This is a genomic window from Mesorhizobium silamurunense (assembly GCF_014843905.1).
Classification (GTDB): domain Bacteria; phylum Pseudomonadota; class Alphaproteobacteria; order Rhizobiales; family Rhizobiaceae; genus Mesorhizobium; species Mesorhizobium silamurunense.
Genome location: NZ_LPVS01000043.1, coordinates 12807 through 26619 on the forward strand (window position 1 = coordinate 12807; position 13813 = coordinate 26619).

Annotated in this window: 10 protein-coding genes and 1 pseudogene; 9 read left to right on the plus strand and 2 right to left on the minus strand. The window is 63.7% G+C overall.

What is annotated here, in order from left to right:
- Positions 1 to 171: 171 nt before the first annotated feature.
- The 7 genes from AU465_RS12040 (at position 172) to AU465_RS12070 (ending at position 8673) form a co-directional block, all read left to right on the plus strand.
- Positions 172 to 1011: a GNAT family N-acetyltransferase gene (locus tag AU465_RS12040; RefSeq protein WP_192247190.1), complete on the plus strand. Its 840-nt coding sequence runs from the start codon at positions 172 to 174 to the stop codon at positions 1009 to 1011.
- Positions 1012 to 1124: 113 nt separating this feature from the next.
- Positions 1125 to 2498: an aspartate aminotransferase family protein gene (locus AU465_RS12045; protein ID WP_192247192.1), complete on the plus strand. Its 1374-nt coding sequence runs from the start codon at positions 1125 to 1127 to the stop codon at positions 2496 to 2498.
- Between the two features lie 268 nt (positions 2499 to 2766).
- Positions 2767 to 3459, plus strand: a complete 693-nt coding sequence (locus AU465_RS12050; protein WP_376774849.1) for an HAD-IA family hydrolase — start codon at positions 2767 to 2769, stop codon at positions 3457 to 3459.
- 64 nt (positions 3460 to 3523) lie between these two features.
- Positions 3524 to 5134: an ABC transporter substrate-binding protein gene (locus AU465_RS12055; RefSeq protein ID WP_192247196.1), complete on the plus strand. Its 1611-nt coding sequence runs from the start codon at positions 3524 to 3526 to the stop codon at positions 5132 to 5134.
- An 88-nt stretch (positions 5135 to 5222) separates the two neighbouring features.
- Entirely contained in the window at positions 5223 to 6173 is a 951-nt protein-coding gene (locus tag AU465_RS12060) for an ABC transporter permease (RefSeq protein ID WP_192247198.1), read from the plus strand.
- A complete protein-coding gene (locus AU465_RS12065) occupies positions 6170 to 7021 on the plus strand; it encodes an ABC transporter permease (protein WP_192247200.1) in 852 nt (283 codons plus the stop codon). Before AU465_RS12060 ends, AU465_RS12065 begins: the two co-directional genes overlap by 4 nt.
- Positions 7018 to 8673, plus strand: coding sequence for an ABC transporter ATP-binding protein (locus tag AU465_RS12070; protein ID WP_192247202.1), 1656 nt, complete (start codon positions 7018 to 7020; stop codon positions 8671 to 8673). The genes AU465_RS12065 and AU465_RS12070 overlap by 4 nt, the downstream gene beginning before the upstream one ends.
- Before the next feature lie 36 nt (positions 8674 to 8709).
- On the opposite strand, the pseudogene AU465_RS37790 reads toward AU465_RS12070, so the two are convergent.
- Positions 8710 to 10754, minus strand: a pseudogene (locus AU465_RS37790) (oxidoreductase).
- 72 nt (positions 10755 to 10826) lie between these two features.
- On the opposite strand from AU465_RS37790, the gene AU465_RS12080 reads away from it, so the two are divergent.
- Positions 10827 to 11768: a LysR family transcriptional regulator gene (locus AU465_RS12080; RefSeq protein WP_192247204.1), complete on the plus strand. Its 942-nt coding sequence runs from the start codon at positions 10827 to 10829 to the stop codon at positions 11766 to 11768.
- 13 nt (positions 11769 to 11781) lie between these two features.
- Here AU465_RS12080 and AU465_RS12085 read toward each other — a convergent pair whose 3' ends face one another.
- Complete coding sequence (locus tag AU465_RS12085; protein ID WP_127220635.1) at positions 11782 to 12258, minus strand: Lrp/AsnC family transcriptional regulator; 477 nt, start codon at positions 12256 to 12258, stop codon at positions 11782 to 11784.
- Positions 12259 to 12481: 223 nt separating this feature from the next.
- Between AU465_RS12085 and AU465_RS12090 the strand changes: the two genes are divergently transcribed.
- On the plus strand, positions 12482 to 13807 hold the full coding sequence (locus AU465_RS12090; RefSeq protein ID WP_192247206.1) for an NAD(P)/FAD-dependent oxidoreductase: 1326 nt from the start codon (positions 12482 to 12484) through the stop codon (positions 13805 to 13807).
- The last annotated feature ends 6 nt before the right edge of the window (positions 13808 to 13813 follow it).

Sequence of the window (13813 nt, forward strand, 5' to 3'; positions counted from 1 at the left end):
CCCCGATGGATGCGCCGGTCGGTGGCGTGAAGCACATCCAGTTCGATAGACGCCAGCACAAGATGCGGCGCACCCCCTGCGCAACGGCGAATGATACTGCCGAAGTCGAAACCTTCAGACGATCTGCGGCGCGCCGATGGCCGAGACTTGGGGCAGATGGAAGGATGCCTCATGCAGCAAGGCGAGATCGAGCTCCAGGACTTCAGACCGGACCATATCGAGGGCGCGGTGGCACTGTCTCGTCAGGAAAATTGGCCGCATCGCCCGCAGGACTGGCAGATGGCGCTGCAGCTTTCGAGCGGCGCTGTCGCGCTCGACGACCAGGGCCGGGTGGCCGGAACCATCCTGGTCACGCCCTACGGCGCGGATTGCGCCATGATCAACATGGTGATCGTCGACAGGAACGCGCGAGGCAAGGGGCTCGGGCGCCGGCTGATGGACGAGGCCTTCGCCCTTGCCGGAAACCGCCCGCTGCGGCTCGTCGCGACGACCGACGGCATGCCTCTCTATGAAAAACTCGGCTTCGTTTCGTCAGGCACGATCCTGCAGCACCAGGGCAATGTCGCAACGCTTGGGGCGCCCAAGGACGTGGAGGCTGCAGGTACCGGTGATCTGCCGGAAATCAAGGCGCTGGACCGTGACGCCTATGGCGCTGACCGAGAAACCCTGATTGACGCGCTGGCGGAGCGAGGCCAATTCGCCGTCATCCGCCGCAACGGCACCATCGAGGCGTATGCGGCGATCCGCCCGTTCGGACGCGGCGAGGTGATCGGTCCGGTCATTGCGGGAGGTGCCGACGACGCCAGGGCCCTGATCGGCTTTTTCGCCGCGTCGCGTCCCGGCGCTTTCCTGCGCGTCGATACCGACAGCAGGACCGGCATCGCCGGCTGGCTCGCGGAAATCGGCCTCGCCCATGTCGGCGGCGGCGTGGCCATGGACCGTCCGCCCAAGAAGGACGCGGAGCAGATCAGGCCAAAAGTTTACGCACTCGCCAACCAGGCGCTCGGGTAGGGCATGATCTCGAAAGTTTCACTTTTCGGAGAAGATCATGCTTCAAAAACAAAACCTTAGGGCGAAGTGACGATTCAAGGAAGCGTCATCTCGCTCTAGTCCGGAGGACAACAATGCTTGCCAATTCCCTGATCGAACTCGATCGCGCCCATCTCATCCATCCGGTCTCCTCATATCGCGGCCATGAGGCTCTCGGCGTGCGCGTGCTGAAATCGGCGAAGGGCGCGACGGTGACCGATGCGTCGGGCCGGCAACTCCTCGACGGTTTCGCGGGGCTCTGGTGCGTCAATGCCGGCTACGGCCACGACAGCATCGTCGAGGCGGCGGCCCGGCAGATGCGCGAGCTTCCCTATGCCACCGCCTATTTCGACCTCGGCTCGGAGCCAGCCATCCGGCTCGCCTCGGAGTTGGCCGAGCGCGCGCCCGGGGATCTCAATCACGTCTATTTCACGCTTGGCGGATCGGACGCGGTCGACAGCACCATCCGTTTCGTCCGCTACTATTGGAATGCAAGGGGCGAGCCAAAGCGCGACCAGTTCATTTCGATCGAGCAGGGTTATCACGGGTCGTCGGTGGTGGGCGCCGGGCTGACCGCATTGCCGGCCTTCCACGCCGGCTTCGGCATCCCCTTCGAATGGCAGCACAAAATCCCCTCCCCCTATCCCTATCGCAATCCGCTTGGCGAAGACGGCGACGCGATTATCGCCGCATCGCTCGCCGCGCTGGGGGCCAAGATCGAGGAGATCGGGCCGGAGCGGGTCGCCGCCTTCTATGCCGAACCGATCCAGGGCTCGGGCGGTGTCATTGTCCCGCCAAAGGGTTGGATCAAGGCGATGCGCGAACTCTGCCGGGCATACGGCATCTTGTTCATTGCCGACGAAGTGATCACCGGCTTCGGTCGCACCGGGCCTCTGTTCGCCTGCACGGACGAGGACATCGTTCCCGATTTCATGACGACCGCGAAGGGGCTGACCTCGGGCTATGTTCCAATGGGCGCCGTGTTCATGGCCGATCATGTTTACGACGTCATCGCCGATGGCGCGGGCGGCTCGGCCGTCGGCCACGGCTACACCTATTCCGCGCATCCCGTCAGCGCCGCGGTCGCGCTCGAGGTGCTGAAGCTCTACGAAGCCGGCCTGCTGGAGAACGGCGCCAGGGCCGGCGCCCGCCTGATGGCGGGCCTGTCGGGCCTGAGCGATCACCCATTGGTCGGCGATGTGCGCGGTCGCGGCATGCTTGCCGCAATCGAGCTGGTAGTCGACAAACAGAAGAAAACGCCCCTTCCGGCCTCGGCCATGCCGGCGCGACGAATCTTCGACAGAGCATGGGACAACGGCCTCATCATCCGTGCCTTTGCGCATGGGGTTCTCGGCTATGCCCCCCCGCTCTGCTGCACGGACAGCGACGTCGATGCGATCATCGAGCGCACGCGCCGAACGCTGGACCAGACGCTGGACGATGCCGATGTCCGCCAGGCCCTTGCATGAAGGCCGACGCATTTTTCGCATCTCGAAATATCGCCGGGGCAGACGATTTCGCAATTTTGTGCCGCTGCCTCGCGGCTTTTCGGCGAATCCAGCGCGGGGGAAGTGCCAGACTGCTTTTAAAGAACAGGCCAGAGAGCTCGAATTTCCGGGCTTTCAAACAAGGCCGACGCCCCGGACAGCACGGAATTATGTTCTGTTCAGCACATGCAATTCGGCCGCGCGCAGAGGAGAGCCAGTCTTGGCCAGGGGCTTTAACGAATTCAAATACATGACCTTCGATGTGGTCGGCACGCTGATCGACTTCGAAGGCGGCATCACAAACTGCCTGGCCGGAATTGCCGCCGAGGCCGGCGTTTCGATCGACGGTGAAGAGGCGCTGGCCCTTTACCGGCAGGCTCGCTACATGCCCGATGCCGCCCTATTCCCCGACGATCTCGCACGCGTCTACATGGTCATCGCGCCGCGGCTCGGCCTGCCGGTCGAGGAGAAATACGGCCTGCGCCTGCGGGATTCCGCCAGCCTCTGGCAGGGCTTTCCCGACAGCGCGGCGGCATTGGCCGACCTTGCGAAGTCTCACAAGCTGATTGCCATGACCAATGCCCGGCGCTGGGCGCTCGACCATTTCGAGAAGCAGCTCGGATCGCCCTTCTTCGCCACCTTCACGGCCGACGATACCGGCACGGAGAAGCCGGACCCGGCCTTCTTCCAGAAGGCCTTCGATTTCGTCGCCTCCCGCGGCGACGGCAAGGACGACATCCTGCATGTCGCCCAAAGCCAGTATCACGACATCGGCATATCCCGGGCGCTTGGCATGACCAATTGCTGGATCGAGCGCCGGCACACCCAGAAGGGCTACGGCGGCACGATCGAGCCCGAGCGCTTCACCGTGCCGGACTACCACTTCACCTCAATGGCCGCCCTTGCGTCGGCCGTGCGGGAAAGCCTGAAGGAACGAACCTGAGCCCAAACCCGGAAAGCCGCAGCAAGACGAGCATACCGACGAAACCGACAGAAAGGGGAATGACATGACCGACAAGATCACGAACTGGACCAGGGCAGACGACGCCATGGTCGAAAACGCCATTCGACGGGGCGCAAGCCGCCGAGAACTCCTCAAGATGCTGCTGGCCGGCGGTGCTGCGGTTGCCGCGGGCGGCGTGGTGCTTGGCCGCGCCACCCAGGCCGTCGCCGCCACGCCGGTTTCCGGCGGAAATTTCAAGGCGGCCGGCTGGTCGTCCTCCACGGCCGATACGCTCGATCCGGCGAAGGCGTCGCTCTCAACCGACTATGTCCGCTGCTGCTCGCTCTACAACCGCCTGACCTTCCTCGACAAGGACGGCAAGACGCAGATGGAGCTGGCCGAAAGCTTCGACAGCAAGGACGCCAAGACCTGGACCGTGAAGCTGCGCAAAGGCGTCACCTTCCACGATGGCAAGGACCTCACCGCGGATGACGTCGTCTTCTCGCTGAAGCGCCATCTCGATAAAGCGGTCGGCTCCAAGGTCGCCAAGATCGCCGCACAGATGACCGGCTTCAAGGCGGTCGACAAGTCGACCGTCGAGATCACGCTCGCCGATCCGAATGCCGACCTCCCGACTATCCTGGCGCTGCATCACTTCATGATCGTGGCCGACGGCACCACCGACTTCTCCAAGGGCAACGGCACCGGCGCCTTCGTGCTGCAGACGTTCGAACCGGGCGTCCGTTCGGTGGTCACCAAGAACAAGAACTACTGGAAGTCGGGCAAGCCCTATCTCGACTCCTTCGAATTCATCGCCATCAGCGACGACAGCGCCCGCGTCAACGCCCTGCTTTCCGGCGATATCAATTTTGCAGCCTCGATCAATCCGCGCGCAATGAAGCTGCTGGGGAGCCAGCAGGGCTTCGAACTGTCGAAGACGACCTCGGGCAACTACACGGACCTCAACATCCGGCTCGACATGGATCCGGGCAGCAAGGCCGACTTCGTCGCCGGCATGAAGTATCTCGTCAACCGCGAGCAGATCGTCAAATCGGCATTGCGCGGCCTCGGCGAAATCGGCAACGACCAGCCCGTCTCGCCGGCGAACATCTTCCACAATGCCGACCTCAAGCCGAAGGCTTTCGATCCGGACAAGGCGAAGTTCCACTTCCAGAAGGCGGGCCTGCTCGGCCAGTCCATCCCCGTGGTCGCCTCGGACGCCGCGACCTCGTCGATCGACATGGCGGTGATCATCCAGGCCGCCGGCGCGGATATCGGCATGAAGCTCGATGTCCAGCGCGTCCCATCCGACGGTTATTGGGACAATTACTGGCTCAAGGCGCCGGTTCATTTCGGCAACATCAATCCACGCCCGACGCCGGACATCCTGTTCTCGCTGCTTTACGCCTCCAACGCGCCGTGGAACGAAAGCCAGTACAAGTCCGAGAAGTTCGACAAGCTGCTCGTCGAGGCGCGAGGCCTGCTCGACCAGGCCAAGCGCAAGGAAATCTACGGCGTAATGCAGACCATGATCTCCGAGGAGGCGGGCACCATCATCCCGGCCTACATTTCCAACGTCGATGCCCTCTCCAGCAAGGTGAAGGGTTTGGAGGCGAACCCGCTCGGTGGCATGATGGGCTACGCAATGGCGGAATACCTCTGGCTCGAAGCTTAAGAGGCGCTTGCCGGGGACCGGTCAGCCGGCCCCCGGCACTGCATTGCGCAAGATTGTTCGGCCATACGCAACCGCAGGGAGCGCTTCCATGAAGTCTGGGGTTCTCAACCTCGTGGTGAAGCGGCTGGCAGTCGCGGTCGTCACCCTTCTGATCGTCCTGTTCGCCGTGTTTTTCGCCACCAGCATGTTGCCCGGCGACACCGCGTCGATCCTGCTTGGCCAGGCGGCGACTCCGGAGGCGGTCGCCGGCCTGCGCGAGGCCATGCATCTCAACGACCCGGCGATCCTACGCTTCCTGCGCTGGCTTCTCGGCCTGCTCCAGGGCGATCTCGGCACCTCCTATGCCAACGACATGCCGGTCGCGGCGCTGATCGGCGGGCGCTTCGTCAACACGATGAAACTTGCCGGCATCACCACGCTGATCTCGGTGCCGCTGGCGCTGACGCTCGGCATCACCGCCGCGATGCTGCGCGGCTCCCTCTACGACCGTACCGTCACCATTCTTTCGATCGGGGTCATCTCCGTGCCGGAGTTCATGGTGGCGACGCTGGCAGTCCTGCTCTTTGCCGTTTATCTCAGATGGCTGCCGGCGCTGTCCTCGGTCAACGAGGCGCATTCGCTGACCGACCTCGTGCGCATCTATGCGATGCCCGTGATCACGCTCACCTTCGTCATCTCCGCCCAAATGATCCGCATGACCCGTGCCGCGGTGATCGAGACGCTTTCCACGCCTTATGTCGAGATGGCGCTTCTCAAGGGCGCCTCGCGCAGCCGCATGGTGCTCAGGCACGCGCTTCCCAACGCTCTCGGGCCGATCGTCAACGCGGTCGCGCTGTCGCTGTCCTATCTGGTCGGCGGCGTCATCATCGTGGAGACGATCTTCAACTATCCCGGCATCGCCAAGCTGATGGTCGATGCGGTCGCGACCCGCGACCTGCCGCTGATCCAGAGCTGCGCGATGATCTTCTGCCTCGGTTATCTATTCCTCATCACCGCCGCCGACATCGTCGCCATCATGTCCAACCCGAGGCTCAGATGACGATGGCGCGCACGGTATCCTCCCGACGGTCCTTCCTGGGCCACAGCTACAACCTCGTCGGCGTCGTGGCCTCGCTGGTCATCCTCGCGTGGACGCTGGTCGCAATCTTCGCGCCCTACATCATTCCCCATCCGATCGGCGACATCGTCGACGACGACTATTTCGGCCCGATGCGCCAGGGACTGTGGCTCGGCTCGGACTATCTGGGCCGCGACATGCTCTCGCGGGTTCTGATGGGCGCCCGCTACACCGTCGGCATATCGCTCGCCGCCGTCTGCATCGCCTGCTTTTCGGGCGTCGTGCTCGGCATGATAGCGGCCGTCACCGGCGGCTGGATCGACACTTGCCTCAGCCGCTTCCTCGACGCCATGAACTCCATTCCCAGCAAACTGTTCGGCCTTGTGGTCGTCGCTGCGGTCGGCTCGTCGATCCCGGTGCTGATCCTGACGCTCGCCGTCATCTACATCCCCGGCGCCTACCGCTTCGCGCGGGCGCTCGCCGTCAACATCAACACGATGGATTTCATGACGGTCGCCCGCGTCCGCGGCGAAAACACATTCTATCTCATCGGGTCCGAGATCCTGCCCAACATCATCCGTCCGGTGCTGGCCGATTTCGGCCTGCGTTTCGTCTTCATCGTGCTTTTGCTCTCCGGCCTGTCCTTCCTCGGGCTCGGCCTCCAGCCGCCGCTCGCGGATTGGGGAGCGCTGGTGCGCGAGAATATCGGCGGCCTGCCCTTCGCGGCTCCCGCCGTCATCGTGCCTTCGCTGGCGATCGCCAGCCTCACCATCAGCGTCAACCTGCTGATCGACAATCTGCCGCAGAAGATCAGGGACAGGGACGCATGACCAATCTCGTCGAGGTCAGGAACCTTAGGATCGAGGCGACGACCGACGCCGGACGTCTGGTTGAAATCATCAAGGGCGTCAGCCTCGACATCGGCGACGGCGAGATCGTCGCCCTGATCGGCGAGAGCGGCTCGGGCAAGACGACGGTGGCGCTCTCGCTCATGGGCCATGCGCGGCCCGGCTGCCGGATCACCGGCGGCGAGATCAACGTAAACGGCAAGAACATGGCCGCGCTTCCCGAAAAGGAACGTGCCAGGTTGCGCGGCACCGACATTGCTTATGTTCCGCAAAGTGCCGCCGCCGCCTTCAACCCCTCATCCACGGTCATGGAGCAGGTGATCGAGGTCACGCGGATCCACGGCCTGATGCCTCCCGAACAGGCGCGAAAGCGCGCGATCGAGCTGTTCCGGGCCTTGTCGCTGCCAGACCCGGAAGGGATCGGCGCCCGTTATCCGCACCAGGTTTCGGGCGGGCAATTGCAGCGGCTGGCGGCGGCCATGGCGCTTATCGGCGATCCCAAGCTGGTCATCTTCGACGAGCCGACGACGGCACTCGACGTGACGACCCAGATCGACGTGCTCAAAGCATTCAAGTCGGTCATGAAGGCGGGCGGGATAGCGGGTGTCTACGTTTCCCACGACCTCGCGGTCGTCGCCCAGATCGCAGATCGCATCGTGGTGCTGAAGGGCGGCGAAGTGCAGGAGACCGGCACGACGGCTGAAATCCTTTCGGCTGCCCGCCACCCCTATACGCGCGAACTGCTGGCTGCCTTCGAACCGAAGCCGCGGGGGGCGCAGGCGGACGCAGATGCGGCTGCGAAGCCGCTGCTACGTGTCGACAATCTCACGGCTGGCTACGGGGCGGTCCGTGCCGACGGTCTGCCGCTCATCCGCGCCGTCCACTCCGTCAGCCTGGTCGTGCAGAAGGGGCGCAACCTCGGGGTCATCGGCGAGTCCGGTTGCGGAAAATCGACGCTGGCGCGGGTCATCGCCGGCATCCATCCGGCGGCGGCCGGCGAGATCGTCTTCGACGGCAGAGAACTGGAGCGCGCCGCCAGGAAACGCAGCCAGGACCAGCTGCGCGAGATGCAGATCGTGTTCCAGTATGCCGATACCGCGCTCAATCCGGCCAAGCCTGTCGAGGACATCATCTCCCGTCCGCTAGCCTTCTATCACGGGCTCGACAGGCACGCGCGCTCGAAGCGCGTCGACGAACTGCTCGACATGGTGCGCCTGCCGAGGGCGCTGCGCTACCGTCATCCATCGGAGCTCTCGGGCGGCCAGAAGCAGCGCGTGAACTTCGCGCGCGCGCTGGCGGCAGACCCCAAGCTCATCATCTGTGACGAAATCACCTCGGCGCTCGACACGGTGGTGGCGTCCGCCGTGATCGAGCTGCTCAAGGAGCTGCAGAGCGAGCTGGGACTCTCTTACATCTTCATCAGCCACGACCTCTCCGTCGTCGAGGCCATCTGTGACGAGATCATGGTCATGTACAATGGTGAGAGAGTGGAGCAGATCACGCCCGACAAGTTGAAGGCGCCGACCCACCCCTATTCCAAGCTTCTGTTCTCGTCGGTGCCAAAGCTCGATCCGACCTGGCTCGACGGCCTCGTCCGCGACCCGGAGCTCGTCAGCCAGTACGGCCACCGCTAGAGCAATTCCAGGCAAGGCATGTAGCTTTCGCCGCTTCTACAATTGCGAGCAGAGCCGGTAGGCCTCATAGATCGACGAGTAGATGTCCCTGCTGGCAACCGCGTCTCCAATGCGGTGCAAGACGAACGATCCAGCAACCTGAGGCCCATCGTCCCCCTGGGTCATCGCTCCCATCATGAGCGCGATGTCGGTGACGCCGTTATTGGCAGAGCGGACACGTGCCGCGCTCGACGATGAGTTGGGCCGCGGTCATTTCCGTTTCTGCACCGGTGAGCTCATGCCGGAACCTGGCGGCGATCCCGTTTGCTTGGCGCGCTGCCATGACCAGGCGAAGGTCACTGACGACCCGGATGCCGAGTTCCGCGGCGCGTTTGCGGAAACTCACCCTGTCCGGATAGGGAGTTTCGATCGCCAGCGTGTCATCCGCGATGGCCAAGCTGACCACGCGCCCCATGCGGGCCAGATGCAGAGCGCAGGACACCGCGGCCTGGCGTCCGGTCTCATCGTAGATCAGCACATCGTCCTTCGCCGGCACGACCCCGGTCAGGACGTCCCAGACGCTGTCGCAATGCTCAGCGCCCTCCAGCCATCCCATGTCCGGAATGCCGCCGGTGGCGACGATGACCGCGTCCGGTTTCTCGGCAAGAACGAGATCGGCGTCCGCATAGGTGTTGAGACGGACTTCGACGCCGAGGCGGGCGAGCTCGTCGGCGCGCCAGTCCACTATGCCGATGAGATCCTTGCGGTCGTAGGCGGCGGCCGCGACGAGCACCTGCCCGCCAAGTCGCGCTCCGGCTTCAAGCAGGGTCACTTTGTGTCCGCGCTCGGCGGCGACCCGGGCCGCCTCCATCCCGCCCGGACCACCGCCGACCACGACCACTCGTTTCGGCGTTTCGGCCCAGTCAATGATATGGCTGACGATCGTTTCATGGCCGCTGGCGGGGTTGTGAATGCAGTGGACCTTCTTGTACAGGCAGTAGGACGCGCCGACGCACGGGCGGATGCGTTCTTCTTCTCCCCGCATCACCTTCTCGACGATATGGGGATCGGCAATATGCGCTCGGGTCATGCCGACCAGGTCGACGAGGTTCTCGCGGATCGCATGGCGCGCCGTAGCTACATCCCTGATCGCTGCGGCATGAATGACGGGCAGTCTGGTTTCCCGCTTGAACTCTCCAACCAGCGGCAGAAACGGCGCGCTCTTGCTGAACATGCCGGGCATGTTCTGCTCGGCCAAGGACAGGTCGGTGTCCATCCGCCCAAAGATGCAGTTGAAGAAGTCGATATGGCCCTCCTGCTCGAACAGCCGGGCAAAGGCAACGCATTCCTCGAAATCCGACCCGTCATCGACCGCCTCGTCGATCACGAACCGGAGGCCGACAGCGAAGTCGTCGCCCACAGCTCGACGGATCGCCTCATGGACCATCAGGGCCGAAGCGCGCTCGGTTTTCGAGCGAGCCGCCAAAGGCATCCGCGCGTCTGTTGGTTCTGCGCGACAGGAATTGGCCGATCAGATGGCCGCCGGTTACGGTCTCGATGCCGTCCAGACCGCCGTCCCGGCAACGCCTGGCAGCACTTGCGTAATCCTTGACGATCCTGTCGATGTCCGCCGCGTCCATTTCCTTCGGAAAATTCCGGTTTCGCGTCTCACGAACGCGCGACGGCGCCACCGGCGGGAGCCAGTTCCCGGCATAGGCAGTGGCGCGCCGGCCGAGATGCGAAACCTGGCACATGACGGCCGCGCCATGGCGATGAATTCGCTGCGACAGCGACTGGAGATGAGGGACTATGCGATCGGTCGAAAGGTCCAGTTGACCGCCGCCCCAACTCGAATCGGGCGAGGTCATCGCCGAGCCGCCCGCCATGGTCATCGCCAGGCCGCCGCGCGCTTTCTCCTCATGGTAGCGCTGGTAGCGCTCGAGCGGGAGACCGCCGTCGTCCAGCATCGAGGCATGGCTGGTGCTGACGATGCGGCTGCGCAGCGTCAGACCTTTGAGCCGAAACGGCTGAAGCAGAGGATCGCCGGATGCGCTGCCTGCTTTAGATGCCGCCGCCTTCACGTGCTGTTCCTCGCCATTCATGAAGGTTATAGTTCGCTATTTGCGAGACTGCAGAAAGCTTGAAAATTGTTGGAGCAGCTATACGCTGGGCGTATGGCTGGTTTTGCGAAACTCGTCCCTTCCGCGCGCGGGCTGCTTGTCTTCGAGGCTGCCGCCCGGTCGGGCAGTTTTACCGCGGCCGCGCGGGAGTTCAACGTCACGCAACCATCCATCAGCCGCAGCATCGCTCAGCTCGAGGCCGATCTCGGCGTGGCTCTGTTCACGCGAAGTGCCACGGGATTGACCCCGACTGCTGATGGCCGGGCACTCTGGTCGGCGGTGCGCGAAGGATTTAGCGGGATCGAGGAAGTCATCCGCAGGATAAAGGAGAAGAACGCAGCGAGGCCAGTCGTCACGCTCTCCCTTTCGAGTTCACTCGTGACGCATTGGTTCGTTCCGAGGCTGGGAGCCTTCACCACAAAATTTCCGGATGTGGACCTGAGGTTCGAACTGATCGCGGGCGTTTTGCGAGGATCTGCCGAGAATGTCGACCTTGCCACGAGGATCCTGGCCGATGACAATACGCATTATCACCGCTGGGCGTTCTCGCCGGAAATCATCGTTCCGGTGTGCAGCCCATCCTATCTGTCGGACCATGGTCGGTTGATGCATGCCGGAACCGGGGAGGGTCATGTCCTGCTCCACCTGACCGACGCCAGGGAGCAGTGGCTGGACGCCTGGGGCAGTGTAGCCGACCGCAAGACCAGCAGGGCAAAATGGCTCGAATTCTCGGACTACGCAGTCGTCCTTCAGGCCGCGATGAACGGGGAAGGCGTGGCGCTCGGCTGGCTCAGCAATGTTTCAAGGGCGCTGCTTCAGGGAACGCTTGTTCCAGCCTCGGACAGGCAGATCAATACTGGCCGGATCCATCAGCTGATTGCACCGCGCTCACGGCCGGTGCGGCCGATTGTCTCCGATATCTGCGCCTGGATGATCGCTGAGATGCAAGCCGAATTGAAAGCACTGCACCCGATATTGCGGCCTGACATATTGTAGCGACAGGTACTGACTACATCGGAAACAGGCTGGGCAGCGGCATGTGCGCCTTGACGATTGGGGACTTCAGCACAACGAAGCTGAAATACTTGTCGATGCCGATATCCATGTCGGTCAGCCGCTCCATGATCGTCTGGTACTCACCGATGCCGGCGGTCACGAATTTCATCAAATAGTCGTAGCCGCCCGAGACGAGGTGGCATTCGATGACCTGATCTATTTTCTCCACGACAGCGAGAAAGCGGGCGAAGTCCACCTGGCGGTGGTTCTTCAACGTGATCTCGGTGAACACGGTCAGCGTCTGGCCGAGCTTGCCGATGTTGACCTGCGCGGAATAGCCTTCGATGTAGCCCTCCGACTGAAGCTTCTTGACCCGCATCAGGCAGGGGCTCGGCGACAGGTGCACCAGCTCGGCCAGTTCGACGTTGGTGATGCGGCCGTTCTTCTGCAGTTCGTGAAGAATCTTGATATCGATCCGATCCAGTTTCACAGGCCGTCTCCACGAGAGGGTGCTACAGCACAAAATGCTGCCTTGTAGATGACCATCGACACTACCACAGCCCGATGGCCTGTCCATCCGAACGGGTGCCGCTTGAAACGCAGGGACTCCCGAATTCTGCGAGCTCGTCGGAATAAAATTCTGCCTCGGCCCTAACTGCAGCAGCGGCTGCGTGCGCAACGCGGTAGATTGAATTTTCAGGACAGAGAGGACCATGCGCGCGCCGCTGCAGCAAATCGAGACGTACGGCGAACTGCCGCAATCCGCGGACGCGGTGGTGATCGGCGGCGGCATCGTCGGTGTCTTTTCGGCTTACTACCTGGCCAGGCGCGGCATGAGGGTCGCGCTTGTCGAAAAGGGACGCATCGGGGCCGAGCAGTCCTGCAGGAACTGGGGTTGGTGCCGCCAGCAGAACCGCGACGCCCGCGAGCTGCCGATGGCAACCCGAAGTCTCGATCTGTGGGACAGCTTCGCAGCGGAGACCGGCGAAGATACCGGCTTTCGCCGCTGCGGCCTGCTCTACCTCAGCAATGACGAGGCGGAACTCGCCGGCTGGGCGCGCTGGCGTGACTTCGCCAGAACGGCCGGCGTCACCACGCATATGCTCGACAGCGCCGAGGCTGGCGAGCGCGGCCGCGCCACGGGCCGGAGCTGGAAGGGCGGCGTCTTCTCGCCGACCGACGGCACCGCCGATCCATCGCAGGCCGCGCCCGCGGTTGCGCGCGCCATCGTCAAGCTCGGGAACAGCGTGCACCAGAATTGCGCCGCGCGTGGTATCGAGACCGAGGGCGGGCGCCTGAGCGGCGTGGTCACGGAAAGCGGCACCATCCGCACGAAGGTGGCGGTGATGGCCGGCGGCGCCTGGGCGTCCTCCTTTTGCCATCAGTTCGGCTTCCGCTTTCCGCAGGCGTCCGTCCGCTCCTCCATCCTGTCCGTCTCGCCCGGCGCGGAGGGTCTGCCGGATGCGCTGCACACGGCACGGATTTCGGCCACGCGTCGAGGCGACGGCGGCTACACGCTCGCCATAAGCGGGCGCGGACGCGTGGATGTGACGCCGCAGCAGCTGCGCTTCTCCTCGCAATTCCTGCCCATGTTCCTGAAGCGGTGGCGAAGCCTCGCGCCCGGCGGGCTGCAAGGCATGCGTTCGGGCCACGAGACGCTGCAACGCTGGCGGCTCGACCGGCCGACGCCGATGGAGCGGATGCGCATCCTCGATCCGGCGCCGGACCGGGCGACCATCCGCCTGACCCACGCCCGGGCGCTCGAGCTCTTGCCGGCGCTGCGCCAGACCAGGATCAGCGCGGCCTGGGCCGGCTACATCGATAGCACGCCGGACGGCGTGCCTGCCATCGGCGAGACCCATACCGTTCCAGGCTTCTTTCTGGCTGCGGGATTTTCGGGACACGGTTTTGGTATCGGGCCCGGCGCCGGGCATCTCGTCGCCGATCTGATGACCGGGTCGGAACCGATCGTCGATCCGAAGTCCTACGACCCGCGGCGCTTCGATGCTTCGGCCTGGGGGAAAGTCGCCGACTTCTAGTCTCAA

Coding starts and splice junctions, on each gene's coding strand:
- AU465_RS12040 (WP_192247190.1), top strand. CDS start 172: ATGCAGCAAGGCGAGATCGAGCTCCAGGACTTCAGACCGGACCATATC.
- AU465_RS12090 (WP_192247206.1), top strand. CDS start 12,482: ATGCGCGCGCCGCTGCAGCAAATCGAGACGTACGGCGAACTGCCGCAA.
- AU465_RS12045 (WP_192247192.1), top strand. CDS start 1,125: ATGCTTGCCAATTCCCTGATCGAACTCGATCGCGCCCATCTCATCCAT.
- AU465_RS12060 (WP_192247198.1), top strand. CDS start 5,223: ATGAAGTCTGGGGTTCTCAACCTCGTGGTGAAGCGGCTGGCAGTCGCG.
- AU465_RS12070 (WP_192247202.1), top strand. CDS start 7,018: ATGACCAATCTCGTCGAGGTCAGGAACCTTAGGATCGAGGCGACGACC.
- AU465_RS12050 (WP_376774849.1), top strand. CDS start 2,767: ATGACCTTCGATGTGGTCGGCACGCTGATCGACTTCGAAGGCGGCATC.
- AU465_RS12065 (WP_192247200.1), top strand. CDS start 6,170: ATGACGATGGCGCGCACGGTATCCTCCCGACGGTCCTTCCTGGGCCAC.
- AU465_RS12055 (WP_192247196.1), top strand. CDS start 3,524: ATGACCGACAAGATCACGAACTGGACCAGGGCAGACGACGCCATGGTC.
- AU465_RS12080 (WP_192247204.1), top strand. CDS start 10,827: ATGGCTGGTTTTGCGAAACTCGTCCCTTCCGCGCGCGGGCTGCTTGTC.